The sequence below is a fragment of the Exiguobacterium profundum genome (assembly GCF_042652865.1).
In the GTDB taxonomy this organism is placed as follows: domain Bacteria; phylum Bacillota; class Bacilli; order Exiguobacteriales; family Exiguobacteriaceae; genus Exiguobacterium; species Exiguobacterium profundum.
The window spans coordinates 647,752-670,687 of sequence record NZ_JBHSHG010000001.1 but is presented as its reverse complement, the minus strand read 5'-3'; the positions used below and the strand labels follow the sequence as shown (position 1 = coordinate 670,687).

Annotated in this window: 20 protein-coding genes; 5 read left to right on the top strand and 15 right to left on the bottom strand. The window is 47.5% G+C overall.

Annotation, left to right across the window (positions count from 1 at the left end; all coding sequences use genetic code 11):
* Positions 1–139 precede the first annotated feature (139 nt).
* Positions 140–1,459 carry a Na+/H+ antiporter family protein gene (locus ACFO4U_RS03445; protein WP_214690963.1) on the top strand — a complete coding sequence of 440 codons (1,320 nt, stop codon included), beginning with the start codon at positions 140–142 and terminating at the stop codon, positions 1,457–1,459.
* 138 nt (positions 1,460–1,597) lie between these two features.
* Here ACFO4U_RS03445 and ACFO4U_RS03440 read toward each other — a convergent pair whose 3' ends face one another.
* The 6 genes from ACFO4U_RS03440 to ACFO4U_RS03415 all read right to left on the bottom strand — a co-directional run bounded on the left by ACFO4U_RS03440 (position 1,598) and on the right by ACFO4U_RS03415 (position 11,154).
* On the bottom strand, positions 1,598–3,049 hold the full coding sequence (locus ACFO4U_RS03440; RefSeq protein WP_215243992.1) for a glutamate synthase subunit beta: 1,452 nt from the start codon (positions 3,047–3,049) through the stop codon (positions 1,598–1,600).
* Positions 3,046–7,485: a glutamate synthase large subunit gene (gltB, locus tag ACFO4U_RS03435; RefSeq protein ID WP_215243993.1), complete on the bottom strand. Its 4,440-nt coding sequence runs from the start codon at positions 7,483–7,485 to the stop codon at positions 3,046–3,048. The genes ACFO4U_RS03440 and gltB overlap by 4 nt, the downstream gene beginning before the upstream one ends.
* A 253-nt stretch (positions 7,486–7,738) precedes the next feature.
* The gene (locus ACFO4U_RS03430; RefSeq protein ID WP_196430647.1) at positions 7,739–8,491 is read right to left on the bottom strand and encodes a tryptophan-rich sensory protein; all 753 of its coding nucleotides are present in this window, start codon (positions 8,489–8,491) and stop codon (positions 7,739–7,741) included.
* A gap of 116 nt (positions 8,492–8,607) precedes the next feature.
* Positions 8,608–9,420 carry an aldo/keto reductase gene (locus tag ACFO4U_RS03425; RefSeq protein ID WP_078146830.1) on the bottom strand — a complete coding sequence of 271 codons (813 nt, stop codon included), beginning with the start codon at positions 9,418–9,420 and terminating at the stop codon, positions 8,608–8,610.
* A gap of 65 nt (positions 9,421–9,485) precedes the next feature.
* Positions 9,486–10,280 carry an ABC transporter permease subunit gene (locus ACFO4U_RS03420; RefSeq protein WP_214690967.1) on the bottom strand — a complete coding sequence of 265 codons (795 nt, stop codon included), beginning with the start codon at positions 10,278–10,280 and terminating at the stop codon, positions 9,486–9,488.
* A gap of 1 nt (position 10,281) precedes the next feature.
* Positions 10,282–11,154 (bottom strand): ABC transporter ATP-binding protein, encoded by an 873-nt coding sequence (locus ACFO4U_RS03415; protein WP_074037097.1) that lies wholly within the window; start codon positions 11,152–11,154, stop codon positions 10,282–10,284.
* Between the two features lie 121 nt (positions 11,155–11,275).
* On the opposite strand from ACFO4U_RS03415, the gene ACFO4U_RS03410 reads away from it, so the two are divergent.
* Positions 11,276–11,839 (top strand): TetR/AcrR family transcriptional regulator, encoded by a 564-nt coding sequence (locus tag ACFO4U_RS03410; RefSeq protein WP_214690968.1) that lies wholly within the window; start codon positions 11,276–11,278, stop codon positions 11,837–11,839.
* A 37-nt stretch (positions 11,840–11,876) separates the two neighbouring features.
* Here the strand turns inward: ACFO4U_RS03410 and ACFO4U_RS03405 are convergent, their stop codons facing one another.
* From ACFO4U_RS03405 to ACFO4U_RS03395, 3 genes are all read right to left on the bottom strand, one after another.
* A complete protein-coding gene (locus tag ACFO4U_RS03405; protein WP_214690969.1) occupies positions 11,877–12,986 on the bottom strand; it encodes an NAD(P)/FAD-dependent oxidoreductase in 1,110 nt (369 codons plus the stop codon).
* A 79-nt stretch (positions 12,987–13,065) separates the two neighbouring features.
* Complete coding sequence (locus tag ACFO4U_RS03400; protein ID WP_214690970.1) at positions 13,066–13,800, bottom strand: Bax inhibitor-1/YccA family protein; 735 nt, start codon at positions 13,798–13,800, stop codon at positions 13,066–13,068.
* A gap of 26 nt (positions 13,801–13,826) precedes the next feature.
* Positions 13,827–14,351: a type 1 glutamine amidotransferase domain-containing protein gene (locus ACFO4U_RS03395; protein ID WP_074037100.1), complete on the bottom strand. Its 525-nt coding sequence runs from the start codon at positions 14,349–14,351 to the stop codon at positions 13,827–13,829.
* Between the two features lie 178 nt (positions 14,352–14,529).
* Between ACFO4U_RS03395 and ACFO4U_RS03390 the strand changes: the two genes are divergently transcribed.
* Both ACFO4U_RS03390 and ACFO4U_RS03385 read left to right on the top strand, forming a co-directional pair.
* Entirely contained in the window at positions 14,530–15,324 is a 795-nt protein-coding gene (locus ACFO4U_RS03390) for a thymidylate synthase (protein ID WP_074037101.1), read from the top strand.
* Positions 15,321–15,809, top strand: coding sequence for a dihydrofolate reductase (locus ACFO4U_RS03385; RefSeq protein ID WP_074037102.1), 489 nt, complete (start codon positions 15,321–15,323; stop codon positions 15,807–15,809). The genes ACFO4U_RS03390 and ACFO4U_RS03385 overlap by 4 nt, the downstream gene beginning before the upstream one ends.
* Positions 15,810–15,819: 10 nt before the next feature.
* Here ACFO4U_RS03385 and ACFO4U_RS03380 read toward each other — a convergent pair whose 3' ends face one another.
* The 6 genes from ACFO4U_RS03380 to ACFO4U_RS03355 all read right to left on the bottom strand — a co-directional run bounded on the left by ACFO4U_RS03380 (position 15,820) and on the right by ACFO4U_RS03355 (position 22,263).
* Complete coding sequence (locus ACFO4U_RS03380; protein ID WP_215243994.1) at positions 15,820–17,310, bottom strand: GGDEF domain-containing protein; 1,491 nt, start codon at positions 17,308–17,310, stop codon at positions 15,820–15,822.
* Positions 17,311–17,478: 168 nt separating this feature from the next.
* The gene (gene fumC, locus ACFO4U_RS03375) at positions 17,479–18,879 is read right to left on the bottom strand and encodes a class II fumarate hydratase (RefSeq protein ID WP_159562227.1); all 1,401 of its coding nucleotides are present in this window, start codon (positions 18,877–18,879) and stop codon (positions 17,479–17,481) included.
* Between the two features lie 103 nt (positions 18,880–18,982).
* Positions 18,983–19,375 carry a reverse transcriptase-like protein gene (locus tag ACFO4U_RS03370; protein ID WP_215243995.1) on the bottom strand — a complete coding sequence of 131 codons (393 nt, stop codon included), beginning with the start codon at positions 19,373–19,375 and terminating at the stop codon, positions 18,983–18,985.
* The gene (locus tag ACFO4U_RS03365; RefSeq protein ID WP_214690974.1) at positions 19,356–20,138 is read right to left on the bottom strand and encodes a 5'-3' exonuclease; all 783 of its coding nucleotides are present in this window, start codon (positions 20,136–20,138) and stop codon (positions 19,356–19,358) included. The genes ACFO4U_RS03370 and ACFO4U_RS03365 overlap by 20 nt, the downstream gene beginning before the upstream one ends.
* Positions 20,119–21,069: a CobW family GTP-binding protein gene (locus ACFO4U_RS03360; RefSeq protein WP_215243996.1), complete on the bottom strand. Its 951-nt coding sequence runs from the start codon at positions 21,067–21,069 to the stop codon at positions 20,119–20,121. The genes ACFO4U_RS03365 and ACFO4U_RS03360 overlap by 20 nt, the downstream gene beginning before the upstream one ends.
* Before the next feature lie 15 nt (positions 21,070–21,084).
* Complete coding sequence (locus tag ACFO4U_RS03355) at positions 21,085–22,263, bottom strand: HD domain-containing protein (RefSeq protein ID WP_215243997.1); 1,179 nt, start codon at positions 22,261–22,263, stop codon at positions 21,085–21,087.
* A 155-nt stretch (positions 22,264–22,418) separates the two neighbouring features.
* On the opposite strand from ACFO4U_RS03355, the gene ACFO4U_RS03350 reads away from it, so the two are divergent.
* Positions 22,419–22,931, top strand: a complete 513-nt coding sequence (locus ACFO4U_RS03350; RefSeq protein WP_214690977.1) for a hypothetical protein — start codon at positions 22,419–22,421, stop codon at positions 22,929–22,931.
* Positions 22,932–22,936: the final 5 nt, after the last annotated feature.

The following is a 22,936-nucleotide window of genomic DNA, read 5'->3' as shown; positions in this document are numbered from 1 at the left end:
TAAGCGATAACTTTCACGAGTTATCGCTTTTTTTCATATTCGATTTGACAAGGGTCACATCATATGTTAAATTTCAAAAAGTCTTTATCATATTAAAGTGATATCAAGAGAAAGAAAACGCGAAAGGTGTTGGATCGATATGAACGCAGTATTACTTGCAGTCATCGTCTTATTTGCGCTCGCCATCAGCCGAGTGCACATTGTATTATCATTAATCTTAGCGGCGCTTGTCGGAGGGCTTGTTGGAGGACTTGGGTTCAACGATACGTTGACCGCCTTCAGTGACGGTCTTGGTGGTGGAGCGAGCATCGCACTCAGCTACGCACTCCTCGGTGCATTCGCTGTCGGGTTATCTAAAACTGGGCTTCCGGACGTCTTAGCTGAAAAATTGATTTCAATGTCAGGTCGTGACGTGTCAGGAAAACGTGTGATGGTTGTCAAAGCATTCCTGTTGTCACTCATCTTATTGTTATCCATCAGCTCTCAAAACGTGCTTCCGATACACATCGCCTTTATCCCGATTGTGATTCCGCCGTTACTCGTGCTGTTCAATGAGTTGAATGTAGACCGTCGTCTCGTAGCGACCATTTTGACGTTCGGTCTTGTGACACCATATATGTTGTTACCTGTCGGGTTTGGTGGGATTTACTTGAATGAGATTCTCATCGCGAACGTTGAAGCAAACGGCTTGACTGTCGGAGACGTCAACATCATCTCGATCATGGGCATCCCGGCATTAGGGATGGTCGTCGGATTGATAGCGGCGTTCATTCACTACCGGAAACCGAGAACGTATGACACGATTGCACTCGGACCAACTGATTATGAAGTACGTCAAATGAGTGGTTTGAAGATGATCATGACACTCGCAGTCGTTCTCATCGTGTTGATTGTTCAGTTGCAGACCGAGTCGATGATCGCCTCTGCGGTGACCGGTTTGATTTTGCTTTCAATCTTCCGCCTGATTCCATGGTCTGAGGCAGATGATATCTTCACAAGCGGCATGCGCATGATGGCATTCATCGGGTTCGTCATGATCGCCGCAAGTGGATTCGCTGCCGTCATCCGCGAGACAGGTGCGATCGAACCGCTCGTCAACGGAGCGAGCGATTTGATGGGTGACTCTAAACTCATTGCCGCTCTCGTCATGTTGCTCGTCGGCCTTGTCATCACGCTCGGAATCGGTTCAAGTTTCTCGACTGTTCCAATCATTGCAGCAATTTTCGTCCCGCTCTGTGTACAATACGGCTTCTCAGTCGAGGCAACGATTGCCATCATCGGGACTGCAGGAGCGCTTGGGGATGCAGGTAGCCCAGCGAGTGACTCGACACTCGGACCTACGAGTGGATTGAACGCTGACGGTCAACACGATCACCTACGTGAAACGGTTTGGCCAACGTTCTTACACTACAATATTCCACTCATCATCTTCGGTGTGATTGCGGCGATGGTGCTTTGATCATTTTTTCCGTCGTGAATAAATGGTTCCTAATAAAATGAGGATGAGAATAAACCAGATTCCCGTATACATGAGGATTTCGGTGAACATAAAACTCCTCCTAAACAAAAGATAAGGAGCGACGGCTGTCGCTCCTTTTTATGATGAGGTTTTTAATTCGGTCTTGCAAGTATCGAGATACGCATCGACGACCTCTGCTACTTCTCGTCCTTCCCGAATCGCCCATACAATCAGGCTTTGCCCTCGCTTGGCATCCCCCGCGACAAAAACGTTTTCCGTTGCCGTCTGGAAATCTTTCGTCTTCTCGACGCCGATTTTCCGCAACTCATGCTCCGGTCGCTCAAATCCGATGGCGACGAGGACGAGGTCCGCCGGATACGTCTCTATCGAATCTTCCTCCACGAAGAAGGTTGCCTGACCATCCGGATTGACCACTTTCGTCATCCGTTCCGTTTCAACCCCTGTGACACGTCCTTCTTTCGTGACGATTTGGTTGGAGCGAATCAAATACGTTCTCGGGTCTTTCTCATAGACCGCGAGTGATTCCGCATACGCATAATCCGTCGTATCCGTATCCGGTTGAAGTGGCCATGGTCGCTCAGGAGCCCTAAACAATCCTTTCGAAGGGTGCTTCCCAAACTGGATGACAGATTTCGCTCCTTGACGAATCGCGGTCGCCACACAGTCGGCCCCTGTATCTCCACCTCCGATGACGATGACGTCTTTGCCTTTGGCATCATGTCCTGGTGATCGAGTCAATCCTTTCCGTTCGTACATGGATGCCGTCAAATAGTCCATCGCCATTTCAACACCACGTGCATCATCGCCATCAATCCCGAGCGTGCGCTGTTTCTGAGCTCCTGTAGCGAAGATCACCGCATCGTATTGGTTCCGAAGCGCCTCGACTGTCACATCCGTACCGACCACTATGTTCGTCTGGATGACAATCCCCTCTTGTTCGAGCAACCGAATACGGCGCCTCACGACGTCCTTATCCAGTTTCATGTTCGGGATTCCGTACATGAGTAGCCCTCCCGGTTCATCCGCCTTCTCGATGATGGTGACGGAATGTCCGAGCTGGTTCAGTTGGTCAGCAGCCGCTAATCCAGCTGGCCCACTTCCGATGATGGCGATGGTCATCCCGGTTCTTCGATGGACAGATCTTGGTTTCACCCATCCTTCTTCAAATGCCCGATCGATGATGGTTCGTTCAATCGATTTGATGGCAACCGGATCTTCACTGATTCCGAGTGTACAAGACCCCTCACATGGTGCGGGACAAACTCTCCCCGTGAACTCCGGGAAGTTATTCGTCTCCATCAATCGGTGATACGCTCCCATCCAGTCCGATTTTGTCACAAGCTTGTTCCACTCCGGGATATAGTTGTGAATCGGACACCCAATCGTCTCCTGTCCAATCATATCCCCGACATGACAGAATGGAGTGCCACAGTCCATACAACGTGCTGCTTGCTGTTTGACCGATTCGTCATCCATTCGCGTCGCATATTCCTCATAATCCTTCACTCGTTCATCCACCTGACGTTCCGGTAATGTGGAACGTGGAATGTTTAAAAAGTTATGGTTCATGCGTTACCCCCCTCAGTCACAACCCGGAACAATTCAAGCGCTCGGTCTGCTTCACTCAACTCCGGTCGATTCGCCTCGATTCGACGCATGACGTCCAATACATTCGCATAATCTCGTGGAACGACCTTTACAAAGCGAGAGCGAGCTTGTTCGAACGACTCTAAAATGGTCCGTGCTTTGACACTGTCTGTATGAAACTGATGCGCCTCAAGAAGTGCATAAATTTGTTCCACGTCTTCATCGTTCAATTCTTTTATAACGGAGACGAGCTCCTCGTTGACGAGTCGATCGTACGCTTGATCCCCATAAATATATGCGATGCCACCTGACATGCCGGCTGCGAAGTTCCGTCCAACGTCACCGAGGACGAGAACTGTTCCCCCGGTCATATACTCACATCCATGATCGCCGACTCCTTCGACGACTGCCGTCGCCCCAGAATTTCGAACGGCAAAACGCTCGCCGACATGACCGTTAAAGAAGGCCTGTCCGCTCGTCGCTCCGTACAAGCAGACGTTACCGGCAATCATTTGTTTACTTTCATCAAACGGCGCATGTTTTTCAGCGATCAATACTAATTTTCCACCGCTCAAGCCTTTCCCAATATAGTCATTGGCATCACCGATGACGGAAATGGTGATCCCTCGTGGTAAAAATGCTCCTAGGCTTTGTCCGGCTGATCCACTGAGGCGAAGCGAAATGGTATCATCCGCTAAACCGACCTGACCGTGAACTTTCGTCACTTCAAACCCTAACTGTGTTCCGACGGCGCGATCGGTGTTTCGGATGCGACCAACGAAGAATGTCGGCTGCAACGAGTTGATTGACCGAGAGACTGCCGGAATCAATTTCCGGTGATCATAGGAACGATATGCCGGGTGAGCGAGTTCTTCACGTTCAGGAAGTGGTGTCGGCATCGAGAGCATTGGTGCTAAATCTAACCGTTTTGCTTTCGGATGACTCGTCTTCCATTCACTCTCTTCAAGAAGATCCGTTCGACCAATCACTTCATCAAGTGAGGTCATACCGAGTGACGCTAAAATTTCCCGTACTTCTTCGGCCAAGAACGTCATCAAGTTGACGACATGTTCTGGTTTCCCCATAAATTTCTGACGAAGCACAGGGTCTTGTGTCGCCACACCGACCGGACATGTATCTAAATGACATGCGCGCATCATAATACATCCAAGGACGACGAGCGGTGCTGTCGCAAACGCAAACTCTTCCGCCCCGAAGATGGCAGCTAGGACGATATCTCGTCCCGTCATGAGCTTTCCGTCTGTCTCAAGTGTTACTCTCCCCCGCAACCCGTTCAACGCGAGCGTTTGATGCGTCTCTAAGAGACCAAGTTCCCAAGGAAGACCTGTGTGCTTGATTGATGTTTTTGGAGAAGCACCGGTCCCACCATCATATCCACTGATGACAATCGTATCCGCGTTCGCTTTCGCCACACCCGCTGCGATTGTCCCGACGCCTGACTTCGAGACAAGTTTGACACTGATTTTCGCCTTCGGGTTCACATGCTTTAAGTCAAAGATGAGTTGGGCCAAGTCCTCAATCGAATAAATGTCGTGATGTGGAGGCGGTGAAATGAGCCCAACACCTGGAACGGATCCGCGTACTTCGGCGACCCATGGGTACACCTTATTTCCGGGAAGTTGACCACCCTCACCCGGTTTTGCCCCTTGCGCCATCTTGATTTGAATCTCATCGGCATGGTACAGATATTCTGCCGTCACCCCGAATCGCCCGCTCGCGACTTGCTTGATGCGGCTGATGCGTTCGTTCCCGAACTCATCCGGGACGAAGCGTGCTCGGTCTTCCCCACCTTCGCCCGAGTTACTTTTCGCACCAATCTGATTCATGGCGATAGCGAGGGTTTCATGCGCCTCTTTCGACAAGGACCCGAATGACATTGCTCCCGTCTTAAAACGGCGAACGATCGACGTGATTGGTTCCACTTCTTCGAGTGGCACAGGACGTTGCGTTTTAAATGCAAACAACTGTCGAATGAACTGTCCTGATGAATCATGTAGCTTCACATAAGCGTCATAATATTTTCGTTCCTTCTCACGACATGCACGTTGCAACAAATGAATCGTCTTCGGATTAAATGCATGTTCTTCCCCATCTGCACGCCATTGGAAATCACTTCCCGCTTCGAGCGGCCGATTCGTCGCATAGGCGGACGTATGGAGTGTTTTCGCCTCGTCTTCAAGTTCTTTAAATCCGATTCCAGACAGTTGGGACGTGGTTCCCCTGAAATGAGTTTCAATCAAATCACGGTCTAGTCCCACTGCTTCAAAAATTTGAGCCCCGCGATAACTTTGAATGGTGGAGATACCCATTTTCGACATGATTTTGACGATGCCTTCGACGACTGCTTTTTGATACGAGCGAATAGCCTCTTCAAATGAATGCGCGATTTGTTCACGTTCGACTAAATCTCGAATGGTCGCATAGGCCACGTAAGGGTACACCGCATCTGCCCCATACCCAATCAAGGTCGCTGCTTGATGCACTTCTCGTACCTCACCGCTCTCACAAACAAGACTACAGCCCGATCGCAAGTTCTCTCGAATCAAGTGTTGATGAACTGCACTCAGTACGAGGAGAGACGGCATCGCAATCTGTTCGCGATCGATGAGCCGGTCAGATAGAACAATCACATTTGCTCCATTTCGAACCATCTCACTGACTTGTCGCAAAAGTGACTCAAGAGATGTCTCTAAATCATCCATGAACGTCGTAGCGACTCGTTCGACCTTGAGCCTCTCGTCAAGTTGCTTGAGAGCCGCCCCATCAATCATCGGATGATCTAACCACACACGTTTTGCATGACCTCGTCCGGTATGGACCGGATCTCCTTGCGGACCAATCCAAGTAAATGTAGCCGTTACAATTTTCTCACGCAACGCGTCAATCGGTGGGTTGGTCACTTGTGCGAAGTGTTGTTTGAAATAATGGAACAAGGAACGGGGTCGTGTCGAGAGCACCGCGATTGGTTGGTCATGTCCCATCGAGCCGATTGGATCTTTCTCATCTTTGATTAACGGAACCATATACTGTTCAATGTCTTCTTTCGTATATCCAAACGCACGTTGCACACGCTCGAGTTCAAGCAGTTCTTCTTCATCGACCCCTCGATCCTCAAGGATCATCATCTGCCTAAGCCATTTGTGATAAGGCTCTGACTTCGCAATCGTCTCTTTGATCTCATGATCTGGTATCAATCGCTTTTCAATCAAGTCGATCAATAACAACTGTCCTGGTCTTAAACGCTGTTTTGATTTGACGTTCTCTGCGTCAACCGGAATGACTCCTGTTTCAGATGAGAGAATCAATTCCCCGTCCAATGTTTCGACATAACGCATCGGACGCAAGCCGTTACGATCTAAAATTGCCCCGATTTGCCTTCCATCCGTGAAGACGACTCCAGTCGGTCCATCCCACGGCTCCATGATGGATGAATGATACTGATAAAAGTCGCGCTTGAACGGTTCCATCTGTCCTTCGACAAATGGTTCAGGAATCAACATCATCGCCGTGTGGGCAATCGAGCGACCCGTTCGTGTGAAGAATTCAAAAGCGTTATCGAGCATGGACGAGTCGCTTCCATCCTCTTGAAGCACAGGGAACAAGTGTTGAACGTCTTCAAATAAGTCTGTTGACGTGACCCCTTCCCGCGCTCGCATCGCATCGATATTTCCGCGAAGCGTGTTGATTTCCCCGTTATGGACTATCATTCGGTTCGGATGTGCTCGTTCCCAAGAAGGGAACGTATTCGTCGAGAAACGAGAATGAACGATGCCGAACGTACTCTTGTAATGAGGGGATTGCAAGTCCAAATAAAATGCTGCGATTTGATTTGGCGTCAACATCCCTTTATACACGATCGTTCTCGTTGAAAGGCTTGCGATATATAGGCGTAATGATTCGACCTTTTCGATTTTTCGACGAAGTTCATAGAAGACGCGTTCATTCGCATCCTCATCTAGGAATGGACATGAGATGAACCATTGATAGATCACCGGTTGTGTGACCCGTGCATGTTCACCGATTTGCATCGGGTCGACAGGTACTTCGCGCCATTCAATCGTCGAACAATCAAGTTCATCCGCCATCCGTTCCATCAAAGTGATCTTTTCGTGAAGCTGATTCTCAGACGGCTGAAAAAAAACCATTCCGACAGCGTAACGACCGAGTGACGGAAGGTTCATGGTTTGCGTAAACAATTCGTGTGGAATTTCAGTCATGATACCAGCCCCATCACCAGCATCGATGACACCTTGTCCTCCTCGGTGCTCTAAATTACATAACATGGAGAGCGATTTTTGGACGATTTCATGTTTCTTTAGCCCATGTAAATTGACGTAAAGTCCAATCCCACACGCATCTTTCTCAAATTTTGAGTCATACAAACCAACTCGACTCATATCATCGACCCCTTTCACTCACAGTTTCGTAATTAACATTTTGTTCTAAATATTCTGAAAAATCAAGTGAGTTGCATGCATTTTTGCATAACAAGAATCTCAAAGAGTGCTATTGAAAGCGTATACATAACTGTTATCAATGGATTTATCGTTTTTAGTTATGTTCAATAAAGAATAAATATCCATAAATATTATTTATTTATAGGTTCTTAAGAACGCAAAAAAGGATATCCTGAAGATACCCTTTTCTTGATTATTGTTCTACTGTTTTACGCGTATGATGCAAAAACGATTTCGGACGTTTCCACAAAATCAAACCGATATACCCAATCGCTAGCAATGCAAGGGCGCTAACAATCACAACATAGAGTGTGCCTTCTTCGATTCTAGCAAAGATTCCGATATACGCCCATACGAATACGAGTGGGTAGATGAAATCATGATGCCACCACATAAAGAGGAGGGCAAGGACTACACCGACCATCAGCATAAGTGAGGTCCAGGCAAGTTCATCAAGACCTAACAGCGACGTGATCTGTTCCGTCTTCATCACAACGAACGTGTTGACGATGGTCGCGACTGATACCCAGCCGATGTAGATGGAGAACGGGAACCGATCGAGCCAACTCGTAGACGTTCGAAAAGCGATGTAATACAACCAGCACAGCGTCGCCAGGAACAACACCATGATGACAAGTGAGACGACGAACCATTCGTTCGTGAATGCCAATAACCATAAACCATTCAACACGCAAGAGACTAAAAATCCGGCTTTCATTCGCTCGGCTTGACGATTCGCCGTCGTCCCTTTCTTCAACTGGAGCACCAGCCAGACAAGAAGCGCGACATAGATGACACCCCAAATTGAGAAAGCGTACCCTGCCGGCTTAAAGTAGATATCGATGCGGTCCGAAACCGCCGCGTTGTCGCCGCTCGCGAAATAGTTGATGACGACGGTCGCTAAAAAAGCGACCCAGTTTACAATCGGCCATTTTGATAAGTCCATAAGCACGATCTTCTAAATGAAGATCAAACACCTCCTTTTGTAACATAATATTCAATACCCGCATCCATGTGACTCTACACGTATAAAGGGGCTCGCATATGCGAACCCCTTCTCAATTAAAAGTCGATTTCGTCTGGATCTGGTCCGAGACGTTCCCCTGTCGCCACTTGATCGATTTTCGCCAAATCGTCCGCATCGAGTGAGAAGTCGAATACATCAAAGTTCTCACGGATTCGATGTGGTGTCACCGATTTCGGTAACGCGACATGACCAGACTCAAGATGCCAACGGAGAACTATCTGTGCCGGCGTCTTCCCATGTTTTTCTGCAATCTCAGAAAAAGCAGGGATGTCTAAAAACTTTCCTTGCATGAGTGGACTCCATGCCTCGATTTGAATCCCTTCATCTTGGCAGTAATCCAACAAATCCGGTTGCGGGAGTTGTGGATGAAGTTCAACTTGATTGATGAGTGGCGCCATCAGACCGGCTTCTTTCAATGTTTCTAAGTGGTGTTCTTTAAAGTTGGATACACCGATTGCTTTGATTTTTCCGGCTTCATATAAATCGATGAGATCTTTCCACGCATCGACGAACCCATCTACCGGCCAATGCAACAGACAAAGGTCCAAATAATCTGTCTGGAGTCGTTTTAACGAGTCTTCGAATGCCTCTTTCGTTTTGCCTTCACGAATGTCATCATTCCAAATCTTCGACGTGATGAACAATTCAGAGCGGTCTACACCTGAGAGATGAATTCCCTTCGCAACGCCCTCTTCATTTTTATAGATTGCAGCCGTATCGATGTGACGATAGCCTGTTTTGATGGCTTCAACGACAGCAGCTGGTGCCTCGGTTTCATTATCGACCTTCCAGACACCAAAGCCGATCATCGGAATTTCGACCTTATTTCGTAATGTTGCGTAAAGCATCTCATTCATCCCCTTTTCATTCTAACGAGCTGATTGTATCATACCCGAGAATTTATTTCGGAAAACTAAATCGTCAAATCTTTTCGGGTGAATCGGATGAACGAGAGTGCTGAAAAGATGGTCAGGAGACCGAGTAACCAGATGAAATGGATTCCCCAATATTCCTCACGCATGATGGCACCGGCGTCAAAGAGAGAGAAGAATGAGAGGTTTGACATCCAATCGAATTGATCGCTCACTCCTTGGATGATGTTCACCATGAGAAAGAACGTGAAGATTCCACCCGTCACCATATAGGATTTACTACTATCATCGAACAGACTCGCAATCACATAAGCGGCTACGCCTAGGACGAGCAACATGAGCGCTCCATTCAATTGAAGCATCCACAATACCGCATAGTCGATTTGTAAATCGAACAGAAGGTCCGCTGCCATTAAACTCAACCCATTTAGACCGACAAATAGCCCGACTGCCACAATCAACACAACAAAGCTTGACATCACATACGTGACTCGAGAAATCGGGGCCGCCATATACAGCATGATTTCTCCAGAATCGACCGGTTTGGCCAACAGTTTCGAGGCGAAAGTCAATGCGAATAAAACTGCGAGGACGTAGAAAATCAAGCCATAATAGTTACTCGACAATAGATTGAGGACGTTGTCCATCGCCATCGACGCATCGATTTGGAAGACATCGAGAAGCTCAGGTGGCAACGACTCTAATTTTGCCTCAATCAATCCTGTTTCTTGAATAGATGGGAAGATTGCGGCTAAGAAAAAGAGATATATGCTAGTCCCGACTGAATATCCTAGAATCCAACTGCGATTCTGTTTCAACATGGAGCGAATTAACATGTCATGTCGCCTCCCCGTAATACTGCATGAATAGATGTTCGAGCTCGTCTGTGCCACTTGTCAGTGATTGAACCTGAAACTCCGCCAATGTTCGGATGAGGTGGTTCAGCTCTATCGGTGTCGAGATGGTGACCTCAACATGCATGCCGTCCCGTTCACCAGAATCGGCCGCGAATCGAACGGCTTCCGCTTCCGTTGAAAATTCGACTCGGTACCGTTTCACGCTATGTTGTCGTAATTGTTCCATGTCCTCTTCGATGATGATGCGTCCATCTTTAATCAACGCGGCACGGTCGCACGTCCGTTCCATCTCAGGGAAATGGTGAGAACTCATGAGAATCGCTTTCCCAGATTGCTTTTCTTCAATTAACCAATCGATTAGACGATCTTGCATGAGCGGGTCTAATCCGCTCGTCGGTTCATCCAATATATAGACGGGCACATCTTTCATGAAACAGGTGATGATGGCGAGTTTTTGCTTCATCCCCTTTGACATCTTCCGTACTTTCGTCGCCTCATCGAATGAAAACCGTTCACGTAATTGCCGTTCACGATCCGAATTCGTTTTGTGCAAATGGCGCGTCAATCGAATGATTTCTTCTCCCGTCATGTTCTGGGGATAATTGATTTCTCCTGGCAAATAGCCGACACTCCGTTTCACTTGCTCCGTCTCCTGCCAACAGTCGAATCCGTTGATGGTCGCCTTGCCTTCACTCGGCTTCAAAAGACCCATCAAATGTCGAATCGTTGTGGATTTCCCAGCGCCGTTCGGTCCGATGAATCCGAAGATTGTACCTGGTGATACATGTAGTGAAACGTCAAAAATACCATGTGTGGCATCAAATCGTTTCGTCAATCGCTGAATCCGAATCATCTCGAACCCTCCTTTTTTGTAATATCTGAGCGATATGATTACAAAACTAGTATATCACGTTCTTTTTTGAAATGGAAATGGTATATTGATTACAAAACTAGAGAGAGGAGCGCTTAAATCAATGGATGGATTTGCGAAACGCACCGAAGAAAAACAACAAGCGATCTTACGTGCCGCCTATGACTTGATGGCAGAAAAACAATCCCGATTCACAATCAGTGAGTTAGCGAGTCGAGCGCACGTCTCCCCCGTATCTATCTATAATTACTTTGGGTCAAAAGACCAGGTTATCGTGCAAGTCCTAAAGCAGATGACAGAAGAGCAGATGAGTTGGATTGAACATGCGATTGAATCGAACGCTCCATTCGATGCGTTACTCGTCGAGATCCTAACACGAAAAATCCAGTCGGCGGTTCTCTTTGACGAGACCATCACAGCAATGATTCAACAAGACCCGAACTGGGAACAGCTTGCGACTCGAGGATATACTGCTTTCGCCCGGTTGATTGAATACGGGAAGGCCCAAGGGTCAATTGATTCGACGTTATCCACTTCTTCTTATTTACGCTATGTACAATTCATGCAACAGGCTATCCTGTCCGATCCTCAGTTTTCAATCGAGAATATGAAGGAAACGATGGAAGTCTACTTTCATTTCTTTTTGAATGGAGTCATGAAACGCTAAAAGGTGACTGTCTCAAGCAAGCAGACAGTCACCTTTTTTATGTGTGATAGATAAAGTCTTCAATTGGATAGAGCGATAGATCCACTTCCGCGTCTCCTGTCAGAACGAGGTCACTCAACACTTTTCCGATGAACGGGCCGACCGTCAAACCGGATGATCCCAGACCGTTGGCGACCAACAGTTTTTCTGCCCCAGGCACCCTTCCGAGTACGGGAATTGAATTCGGTGTGACCGGACGGAAGCCGACTTTCGTCCCCACGAGTTCTGCCTCGGAAAGTCCAGGTGCCGACTCCAAACCTTTCGTCAGTACTTCGTGTACTCCGATTGCAGTCGGACGAACGTCGAACGCTTTTCCTTTCTCATGTGTCGAACCGATGACCACTTTCCCGTCGTCAAATCCGAGTAAATAGCGGCGTCGTGGCGGCATGACGACCGGCCAGTCAGATGCATCTGTATCCTTCAACTGGACGTGGACGAGCTGGGCCTTTTCCCCTTCGACTCGTACCGTATATCCAAGAGGCTGTAACAGTTCCGGTAACCAAGCACCCGTCGCAAGGATGATTTCATCCGCTTCATATCTCACTCCGTCACACTCCACACCAATCTCATCTCCGCTCGTCAACCGTGCTGAACCGTTGACAAATGTGACGCCACGCTTGATAGCGACTCTCTCAAGTGCAGCGCGAAAGCGTCCGCCGTCGACTCTAGCCCCTCCTGTCACGAAGAGTGCATCGTATTCATCGGATAACGGTGGGAAACGATGTTGTGCCTCTTCAGCAGTCAGTCGTTCGAGTTCACCGATTTCTGGCGCTTCTTCTCGACGAAGCAACGTTCGCTCCATCATCTGGTCGAGCTTTGTTTCTTCATGGAGCGCAAGCGTCCCGACACGTTTGTATCCGGTATCCGTCTCCCCTTCAGCCTCCAGCTCTTTGACGACCTTAGGATAATAGCTTGCTCCGCCTTTCGCCAGTGCATACCAAGCTTTGTTGCGTCGCTGCGCAATCCACGGACATACGATTCCAGCCGCCGCATCCGTTGCTCTTCCTTCTTCTTTCCGGTCAATGACCGTTACATCCGCTTTACCAGCTAAATGATAGGCAGCCGAAACACCGACGATCCCTGACCCGATAATCACTATTTTCTTCATCATAAATCTGTCTTGCGCAGACAGATGGACACATCCTTTCGTAAAAAAATCATCGACCCAACGGATCGATGATTGATTCTTATTCTCTCATCGCTAGACGATAAAGTAAATCTAACAACTCGATGTAGAGCCACACGAGCGTGACGATTAATCCGAATGCCGCGACCCATTCCAACTGTTTCGGAGCCCGAGCTTCGACTTGACTTGCGATAAAGTCGAAATCTAAGACGAGAGCGAGTGAAGCGACGATGACAATCACGAATTGAACACCGATCGCAAGTGGGCTTGAACCGGTCATGAATGCCAAGCCTGAACCGAACAAACTCATCACGAGTTGCACGAGATATAACAACATGACTGTGAACATGGCTGCCATGACACCGGCTTTAAACTTCTGTGTCACTTTGACAAGCCCTGTCGTATAGACAAACCACATCGCAAAGGCGACGACAAACGTCGTTAATACGGCACGTCCCACAATACCAGGGACCATCGCTTCAAAGAAATACGAAATCGAGCCGACGAAGACACCTTCGATAATCCCGTAAAGGGGTGCGACGACCGGAGCCGTATTTGGTTTAAACGTGATGAGCAAAGCAAAGATAAAGCCGAGGATGAGTGACCCGATCATGAGCGGGAACAAGAGCCCTTCTCCGATTGTCGGGACGACAAGCCATGTCGTACCGGCTGCCGCTGTCACGAGTAAAAGCAAGGTGAACACCTTAGACCATGTACCTGCTTTCGTCATCGGTTCGGCACTGAAAGCTGTGGACTGCATTGATTTACGAAGTAATGGATTCGATTTTAAGTTCAACGTTGAATAGCTCCTTTATGGTTCAGTTACTGTTTTGCGAACACGTCGATGAACGCACGCATATAATCTGGCAAGTCTGGCGGACGACGACTTGAGACGATATGTCCATCGACGACGACCGGCTCATCATGCCAAATCGCTCCCGCATTTTCCATGTCATCTTTGATTCCCGGCGTGCTCGTCACGTTCACCCCGTCTAGAATGTTCGCAGAAATCAACACCCAACCGGCGTGACAGATTTGACCGATTGGTCGTTTTTGTTCATCCATATAACGGACGAATCCTTTCACCGAATCGAAACGGCGCAATAAGTCAGGTGACCATCCGCCTGGCACGAGAATCGCATCGAACGATGTAATGTCCACATCATCAAACGCCACGTCAGATTTTGCTGGCACACCGTATTTACCGATATATGCGTGATCGGCCTTCTCCCCAGCGAGGATCACGTGCGCCCCTTCTTCACGAAGGCGATGTACCGGGTACCAAAGCTCTAAATCCTCAAAGTCATTACTGACAAGTTGAAGGACTTTCTTCCCTTGTAATTTCATCAAACCCCTCCTTTTATTCATTCCCCATTATACCCGAAACCGCTAGTCACGAAAACGAAGAATCATGATTGTTTTTTCAGTATATGGATTCATCCTGATTCACGACACTATATCTTGTGTTTCCTTCCCACAATTGATACCTTTAGTGGTAGGAGATTGAGAAGGAGGAACATCACGTATGAAACAATATCATGACTTATGTCGACACATCCTCGACCATGGTGTCGTAAAAGAAGACCGTACCGGGACCGGGACAACGAGTGTATTTGGTTACCAAATGCGTTTCAATCTGCAAGAAGGGTTCCCCCTTATCACGACGAAGAAATTACATATTCGTTCCATCATTCACGAACTATTATGGTTCATCTCAGGAGAGACGAACGTCCGATACCTTCAAGATAACGGGGTCCGCATTTGGAACGAATGGGCAGACGAAGAAGGCAATCTTGGTCCAGTATACGGTTCACAGTGGCGTTCTTTCCCACGCCCGGACGGTTCTTCTGTCGATCAGTTGGCTCAAGTGATTGACCAAATCAAGACGAACCCAGATTCAAGAAGGTTGATCGTCTCGGCATGGAACCCAGGACAGCTAGAGGAGATGGCCCTGCCGCCGTGTCACCTATTGTTCCAATTCTATGTCGCTGACGGAAAGCTTTCGTGTCAATTGTATCAACGGAGCGCTGATACGTTTTTAGGGGTACCGTTCAATATCGCCTCATACGCACTACTCACGCATATGGTCGCACACGTGACCGGACTCGAAGTCGGCGACTTTGTCCATACCCTTGGTGATGCACACATCTACCACAACCATCTCGAACAAGTGGAACTTCAGTTGTCGCGTGACCCACGTCCGCTACCAAAACTCAACATTGTCCGAGACGTCCCTTCAATCGAATCATTCCGTTTTGAAGACTTCGAAATTCTAGGATATGATCCGCATCCGCACATCAAAGGAGAAGTGAGCGTATGATTTCACACGTCGTCGCATATGGATTAGGTCGTGAAATCGGAAAAGATAATGACTTATTATGGCGTTTGCCAGATGACTTGAAACATTTCAAGACCATCACGTCTGGCGGAACGGTCGTGATGGGAAGAAAGACGTTTGAGTCCATCGGTAAAGCGTTACCGAACCGACGCAATATTGTCGTCACATCAGATGTTTCCTTTTCAGCAGATCAAGTCGAAGTCTGGCATGATTTAGACCGTCTCGTCGAAATGAGTCAAGATGAAGAATGGTTTGTCATCGGTGGCGCCACGTTATATGAGCAGACGATGCTGATGACGAGCCGGATCTATGCAACGGAAGTCGCTGCATCGTTCGAGGCCGATACGTATTATCCCGAACGGATTGGGGAATGGTCAATTACGAGTACAATCGACCACCCGCAAGACGAAACACATGCATATGCCTTTTCATTCAAACAATACGACAAAACAGACATCGCATCATGATGTCTGTTTTTTAGTCTGGCAATTTTTCCAGCCACTGTTCAATTTTTCTCGTGATGACCTCGTCTTGTTCTCCATCCGCATAATCGTCATAGATTGCTCCGAGTTCAGACGCCGTTCGTTTCGATACAGCAAGAATGTGACTATATTTGCCTCGTTGCTCTTTCACAGCAGACAACGTCCCTTTCGCTTCTTGCGCACGCGCATCATCCAAGACGAACATCTCGATATTGTCATTACAAGAATACGCCTCGTAAGGACGGTATACGACTTCATATCGGCGATGCTCTTTGGGGAGTCGATCAGCAAGCGATGTATAGGTATTGGCAGACATCGTCACATAGGCGATTCGCTTCTCCTCACGAACAGCAGAAGTGTATCGGACGACACGATTTCGACCATCTCGTTTCGCCTTATACAGCGCCTCATCTGCGTAGGCACACCATTCACCGAGTGTATAGCCTGTCTGGCAGACTCGGGTGTATCCAATCGACACCGTCACCTGATGGTCGTATGGAAATTCCATTTCTTCGATACGTGTTCGGACTCGCTCGAGTACCGATTCGACGATCGCACGGTCTGAGACATTCAAGAGGATTAAGAATTCTTCTCCTCCGTATCGGATGAGCTCATCACTAGAACGAATGGCATGACGGATTTCTTCAGAAACGCGATGAAGAACGTCATCGCCATACGAGTGACCGAACGTATCATTCAATTGTTTGAAGTGATCGATATCGAGAAGTGCGACAGCAAAACTCTCACCAGACCGCTCCAATCTCGAGATGAACCGAGAAAAGGTCGCCTTTAAATACTTACGGTTGAAAGCACCCGTTAATTCATCCACGAGTAACGCTTTTGATACGAGACGTGATTTTTCGATATGTAGTCCGAGACGCACCAATCGTTCCTCCATCGGCACCCACGATTCCCAATAATCGTCGAATCCGTATGAATAGGCCGCAAGACGATAATGTTCATTCGTTCCGATGACAATAAGTGGAACATAGAGCTTTCTCATCTTGCTAACGAAAGATTGGATATCTCGCTCTTTAAATTGTGGCCATAATTCAACGTCCATGATGATGGCTTTCGGCACATCCTCATAATCGTATTCGACGGCCTCTTCTAGTGTCTGCAAAAATACCGGACGTGCTCCGAGCTTCTCGACGCGCGACTTGTAACGACTAAATGTAGAAAAGCTTGCGGATAAGATGAGGACGAGATCCTCATCCTCCTGTTCAATCCCTAAGACGGTATGGATATAGCGTTTCACAGGAGAGATCAAGGTCAAAGCTTCCGCATGTGTGAGGACGCTTGGCAACTCCTTCGCGTCAGACTCGACACGACTAAAGATTTCTAACAAATGCATCAATCGTCGTTGCCGAACTTCCTTCTTCATCCAATCGAGTAGAAACTCGATATCGCTTTTTGGAATTTGTCTCGACTCCGATATCTTTTTCAAAATAATATGTATACGCTCAGTGAGTTGACCTTGCTCCATTCCCGTCCCCCCTATGTTCGTACTCCCCGAATTCTCTTATGTTTCGATTATGCGACTTCTCAGGATGAAATACAACTATTTCCTTATTTATTTTCTATTGTTTTACATATTACTAGGACTTATGCCCTAAAAAAGACATACTAAAAGCGGTCTTGCGACCGCCTTGTGTTATTTTTTCACTTTTAAGTTCGGTGACGTCATCTCTTCCGGACGAATCCATTGATCAAATTGTTCTTCAGTCAATAAACCGGTTTCCAAGGCTGCTTCTTTTAAAGAAGTACCATTTTTATGTGCCAATTTCGCAATTTTTGCTGCATTTTCGTATCCGATATGCGGGTTGAGTGCTGTAACGAGCATGAGTGACTGCTCCACATTATGTGAGATCACTTCATGATTCGGCTCGATTCCGACAGCGCAGTGATCATTGAAAGAATGTAAGCTGTCCGTCAATAGACGACAAGTCTGTAGGAAATTATACATAATGACTGGTTTGAAGACGTTCAATTCAAAGTTCCCTTGACTCGCCCCGAAACCGATTGTCGCATCATTTCCGAGTACTTGTGCGGCAACCATCGTGAGCGCCTCACTTTGAGTCGGGTTGACTTTACCTGGCATGATTGAACTTCCTGGTTCATTCTCCGGAATAGTGATTTCTCCGATTCCTGCACGTGGTCCAGAAGCCAACCAACGCACGTCGTTCGCAATCTTCATCGCGTCCATCGCTAAGGCTTTTAATGCACCATGTGTGAAAACGAGTTGATCGTGACTCGTGAGAGCGTGGAACTTGTTGACGGCTGTCACAAACGGTTTACCCGTCTCTTCTGAAATTTTCTTAGCTACAACTTCACCGAACTCAGGGTGTGCATTGATCCCAGTTCCGACGGCCGTTCCTCCAAGTGCAAGCTCCGTGAGTGGCTCAATCGTGCGCTCGATCATCTGTTTTGACAATTCAAGCATCCGGACCCACCCACTGATTTCTTGACCGAGTGTGACCGGCGTCGCGTCTTGAAGGTGCGTCCGACCAATTTTGACGATATCCATAAATGCCTCAGCTTTTTGTGAAAGAGTTTGATAAAGCGAGTCGATTGCTGGAAGGACATCATCTTGTACGGAAAGGATGGCGGCGATGTGCATCGCAGTTGGATACGTATCATTCGAGCTTTGCGATTTGTTGACGTCATCATTCGGATGAATCGTGATAGATGCTCCACGAGCCTGTAACTTTTCATTCGCAAGATGCGCAATGACTTCGTTGACGTTCATGTTTGACTGCGTGCCCGACCCTGTCTGCCAGACGACAAGCGGGAATTCTGCGTCATGTTGCCCTGCTAAAATCTCATCAGCCACCTCTGCGATGATCGCTGCTTTCTCTTCCTCGAGTACACCGAGTTCAGCGTTTGCTAAAGCGGCACCTTTTTTCAAAATGGCAAATGCGTATACGATTTCAAGTGGCATCTTCTCTGCACCAATTTTAAAGTTTTCAAGACTACGTTGCGTTTGTGCTCCCCATTTCGCCGTAGCTGGAACTTTAATTTCCCCCATTGTGTCCCGTTCGATCCGATAATCCATGTATAATTCCCCCTCTATAGTTGACTACGCTTTCATTTTAGCGAAAAACCATCTAAAAAGAAATGACTCCGTCAAAAAAGCGACCAAGAATGATCTCGGTCGCTTAATTCATTCCATTCAATGCGTCACGTGCAATCACATCCGCTCGATTCTCCGCTCGTGGGACCCATTTTAAGAACACGGTCGGCAATTCATCGTAGGCAATCAGTGCTTTCAGAAATAAAGGCTTCGCCGATGCATCTTTCATGAAACGTTGCTCTAATGCGCGAACAATCACTTCGGCGTCGGAATACAGCATGAATGAGGTTTCACCTTTTAATGCATGAGCTTGTTCCAGTGCATAAGCACATGCAACCAATTCCGCATGAACGCTTGTCAATCCTTGCATGCGACGTTTAAACGTCGATACCGTACCGTCGGACGACTTGATCCACACACCGATTCCATTATCTCCAGTCGTCTGATTGGTGGCCGCGTCAAAATAGATGTGAACCAAACCGGTACGCCTCCCAATCTGTATTGACAGGAGCATGGATATCAATCTGAGACAGTCGTTTCGATAAGAGGGCGATTTCTTCATGGCCGTCTAGTTTTTTGGCATACTTTTGATGGGGCGCTTCAAGTGTTTCATTTTGAACATGCACATAAAGCGTCTCAATCGTATCGTAATGCTGAATCAAAATCGTCGCCGTCTTCGGACCAATGCCACGCACCCCCGGGATGTTATCCGAAGAGTCTCCCTGCAAAGCCTTCACGTCGACAAACTGATATGGTTTCACCCCGTACATCATTTCAAAAGAAGCTTCATTGACGAGCTGCTCCTCACCTTTTTTCGGCATGATTTGAAACACGTTCGGAGACAACAACTGAAGTAAATCGCGGTCTGAAGAATAGAGGTACGATTCGCCCGGGAACGCTGTCGCGACGGCGCCCATCAAATCATCGGCCTCATATCCCGTCAACTCGGATTGTAAGATGCCTCGTTCATCCAAAGCAGACCTTAATTTCAAATAGTCTTCAAAGAGCGGCTCCGGAAGTCCGTTACGCGTTGCTTTATATTCAGGATACAGCGCGTAGCGGTGTGTGGACTCTCGTGTCCCGTCCCAAAAGAAAGCGATATGGGAAAAGTCTGTCGTCCAGGAATCCACCTTCCGAAGCAATCCTTTTACCGTCACTTCCGGATCTTGTGCTCGTCTTCGCTCCGTTGCAAAATAATAACGTGACAATAAATTAAATCCGTCAACTAGAATAAGCTTCATCTTGCTCCACCTCACATGCTTTTAATCCCCGTGCCAGTGCATCTTGGTCTAGTTCCTTCCCAATCCAAACAAATACGGAACGATCCCCTTCATGCATCTCATTTGCAAATGTTGCGCCCATCAACTGATTCGTCGCTTGAATGACAAACTTGCGCTCCTCATCCTGTAAGCGGACAATCGCCTTCATCCGATACATCGCATCCTCATAGTGCATCAACACTTCACGAACGTAACGGGTCACGCGCTCTCGAGACAACGGACGCTCGGCACTCAACGTGATCGCACGAAGGGAAGAGACCGATTCACTCGTCTCTGTCAGTTGACTCAACTTCTGTTCATCGACACGTGACAGTTGGAACGTACTCTCAAGTAATTCGTAATCGCCTTTTGTTTGAATCGTCTCTACAATCCTCACCGTCGGATTGAGTTGCTCGATTCGGCGGCGTGCTTGATTGAGTTCATCCGTCGACACTAAATCGGTTTTATTTAACAAGATGAGATCGGCATAAGCGATTTGATGAATCCCTTCTTTGAACAGTTCACGATCCATTTGACTGGCATCCACAACCGTCAAGATGGCATTCATTTTGAAGTGTTGTCGCAAATATTCATCATAGTAAATCGTCTGAATGATTGGTGCGGGATCCGCGACACCGGTCGTCTCGATGATGACCCGGTCGAATGTTTCTTGCTTTGCAGCCAATTGATAGAACGTCTTACTCAAATCATTTTGGATAGAACAGCAAATACATCCGTTTGAGAGTTCGATTTGCTCTTGGTCCATCTTGACGATCAATTGTTCATCGATATTTATCGCGCCGAGCTCGTTGACGATCAAGCAAATTTTTTCATCCGTCGCCGCGAGTAAGCGGTTCATATACGTTGTCTTGCCTGCTCCTAAAAACCCGGTCACTAATTGTACGGGAATCATGATACCACCCTTTTCTTACAAATCTTCGTGCGCGCGAGCCCATTTCTCATAACGCGCATCCAATAAATCAATCAAGTGAAGCATCCAAGCCTCCGTCGTCATCGGGAGGACACTCGATCCCCACTCACGTTTCCCATGATGTGATAAAATCATGTGCCAGATTCGATGGTGGACATCCAATGGCAGTCGCGTCGACGTCTGGCGTAACGTTTCTTCAAACAATAGCCCACCGTATGGCATATGCCCGATTAGTGTGCCCATCGGGTTGATGGAGATGCCGGTCGTTTCACTTGTGCCCTCAACAGGAGATAACTTCTCAAAACGATTCGGACTAGATAACAGATGACTGTATTCATATATTTTTCCGATGTCGTGGAAGAGGATTCCAAGTGCGAGTTCATCCCAATTCAACGGTTCTTTCCGCTCGGCCATCGCTTCACAGGCGGCATACAGCGATTCAAACGTTCCTTTATATGCCTGTTCGATTTTAACACCGTTCATCGTATTCCAAAGGTCGACTTTGTGCAACTGCTCCGCTTCTTTGATTACACGAAACACCATCGCCAAATAGTCATCTTGCTCTTGAATCCGATAGCCGAGACGAAGCATACACACGGTATGCTTCAATAGACCTCCCGCATAGTTATGATGGTGGTAGAGTGCCGCTGGCGATAGTACGAAATCATCCCAAACGAAATCAAGGAGGCCGTAGGCGATCTGTTGATAGGTCGGTGACAACGTATCAATCAAACTGAACAATTCATCCGCAAACTGCTCCATCGTCTCATCCCCTGGCAAGCCTGGTAATAACGAGATTGCCTCATCTTTTGAGATAGGATGGACGCGGTCAATCGTAATCGATTTGGCGCCATCCGGTTTTGGATAGACATCGATTTTCCCGGATAATTCGATGACACCCGACTCGTAGATTGGAAGCAGTTCACTTTCATTTCCACGGAGCCAATGTTTGGCACGCATCATTCCGTTCGCCGTCGTGACACTTAGTTGAAGCCATTTCGCACCATTCTTCCCTTCTCTAACCTCGACTGTACTGACGAGCGCTTTTGTTTGGACAGGGGCCCCATCGGCTAACTGGTCTAAACGGTCCTTTGATTTGTCTATTTGTGGTATTTGAAATCGATCATGGTTCATCGATGAACCGATGACCGGATCAATTTGTTGATAATAGTTCATAATTATTCCCTCCTCGCATCTTATGACATTGTATCGTGTTTCCGTCTATTAGGCGAACATACTTTCTAGTAGGGTGTCGATTTTGCCATCATTATATTGAAAGCGCTTACGATTATTGATACGATAAAGGTAGTTCGATAAAGGGGGAAACGATAATGATTTCATTAATCGATACGTATGAACGTTTCATCGCCTCGGGGGAAGCGACACGTTATGCACAAGAGCAACAATCCATTGAACATATTCTGCAAGGGTCAACTTGTCCGGTAGGGATGCAGGACTTAGAACAGTCACTCACGCATCTTTCCGGTAATCCATATGCCAAAGATGCATCACTCGACAAAATCGTCGAGCATGAGATGAAAGGGGCTATGGCGGCGCTTGAGCTTTCTGGTTATCCTCTTCAGACGCCGTTAGCGAAGGCGGTTATCCTGTCTGCTTTCGCTCGAACTAACCGACTCAATATTGATAAACTAAAAGAACTGAGCCACGCCGATCTTCTCGTCCGAATCCAATCAGCAGAGCGTGCTTGGAAGCGAACATACGCATTGTTACACCGTTCAACGCCGACTCAGATTTGTGGTCAAATGGATTCGCTCCTCGGTGGATGCGCTATCCAGCGTGTTCTTGAGGCAATCAAACAACCCGGAACGACAAAAACGGCATAAGAAAA

Coding starts and splice junctions, on each gene's coding strand:
- ACFO4U_RS03445 (WP_214690963.1), top strand. CDS start 140: ATGAACGCAGTATTACTTGCAGTCATCGTCTTATTTGCGCTCGCCATC.
- ACFO4U_RS03440 (WP_215243992.1), bottom strand. CDS start 3,049: ATGAACCATAACTTTTTAAACATTCCACGTTCCACATTACCGGAACGT.
- gltB (WP_215243993.1), bottom strand. CDS start 7,485: ATGAGTCGAGTTGGTTTGTATGACTCAAAATTTGAGAAAGATGCGTGT.
- ACFO4U_RS03430 (WP_196430647.1), bottom strand. CDS start 8,491: ATGGACTTATCAAAATGGCCGATTGTAAACTGGGTCGCTTTTTTAGCG.
- ACFO4U_RS03425 (WP_078146830.1), bottom strand. CDS start 9,420: ATGCTTTACGCAACATTACGAAATAAGGTCGAAATTCCGATGATCGGC.
- ACFO4U_RS03420 (WP_214690967.1), bottom strand. CDS start 10,280: ATGTTAATTCGCTCCATGTTGAAACAGAATCGCAGTTGGATTCTAGGA.
- ACFO4U_RS03415 (WP_074037097.1), bottom strand. CDS start 11,154: ATGATTCGGATTCAGCGATTGACGAAACGATTTGATGCCACACATGGT.
- ACFO4U_RS03410 (WP_214690968.1), top strand. CDS start 11,276: ATGGATGGATTTGCGAAACGCACCGAAGAAAAACAACAAGCGATCTTA.
- ACFO4U_RS03405 (WP_214690969.1), bottom strand. CDS start 12,986: ATGAAGAAAATAGTGATTATCGGGTCAGGGATCGTCGGTGTTTCGGCT.
- ACFO4U_RS03395 (WP_074037100.1), bottom strand. CDS start 14,351: ATGAAATTACAAGGGAAGAAAGTCCTTCAACTTGTCAGTAATGACTTT.
- ACFO4U_RS03390 (WP_074037101.1), top strand. CDS start 14,530: ATGAAACAATATCATGACTTATGTCGACACATCCTCGACCATGGTGTC.
- ACFO4U_RS03385 (WP_074037102.1), top strand. CDS start 15,321: ATGATTTCACACGTCGTCGCATATGGATTAGGTCGTGAAATCGGAAAA.
- ACFO4U_RS03380 (WP_215243994.1), bottom strand. CDS start 17,310: ATGGAGCAAGGTCAACTCACTGAGCGTATACATATTATTTTGAAAAAG.
- fumC (WP_159562227.1), bottom strand. CDS start 18,879: ATGGATTATCGGATCGAACGGGACACAATGGGGGAAATTAAAGTTCCA.
- ACFO4U_RS03365 (WP_214690974.1), bottom strand. CDS start 20,138: ATGAAGCTTATTCTAGTTGACGGATTTAATTTATTGTCACGTTATTAT.
- ACFO4U_RS03360 (WP_215243996.1), bottom strand. CDS start 21,069: ATGATTCCCGTACAATTAGTGACCGGGTTTTTAGGAGCAGGCAAGACA.
- ACFO4U_RS03355 (WP_215243997.1), bottom strand. CDS start 22,263: ATGAACTATTATCAACAAATTGATCCGGTCATCGGTTCATCGATGAAC.
- ACFO4U_RS03350 (WP_214690977.1), top strand. CDS start 22,419: ATGATTTCATTAATCGATACGTATGAACGTTTCATCGCCTCGGGGGAA.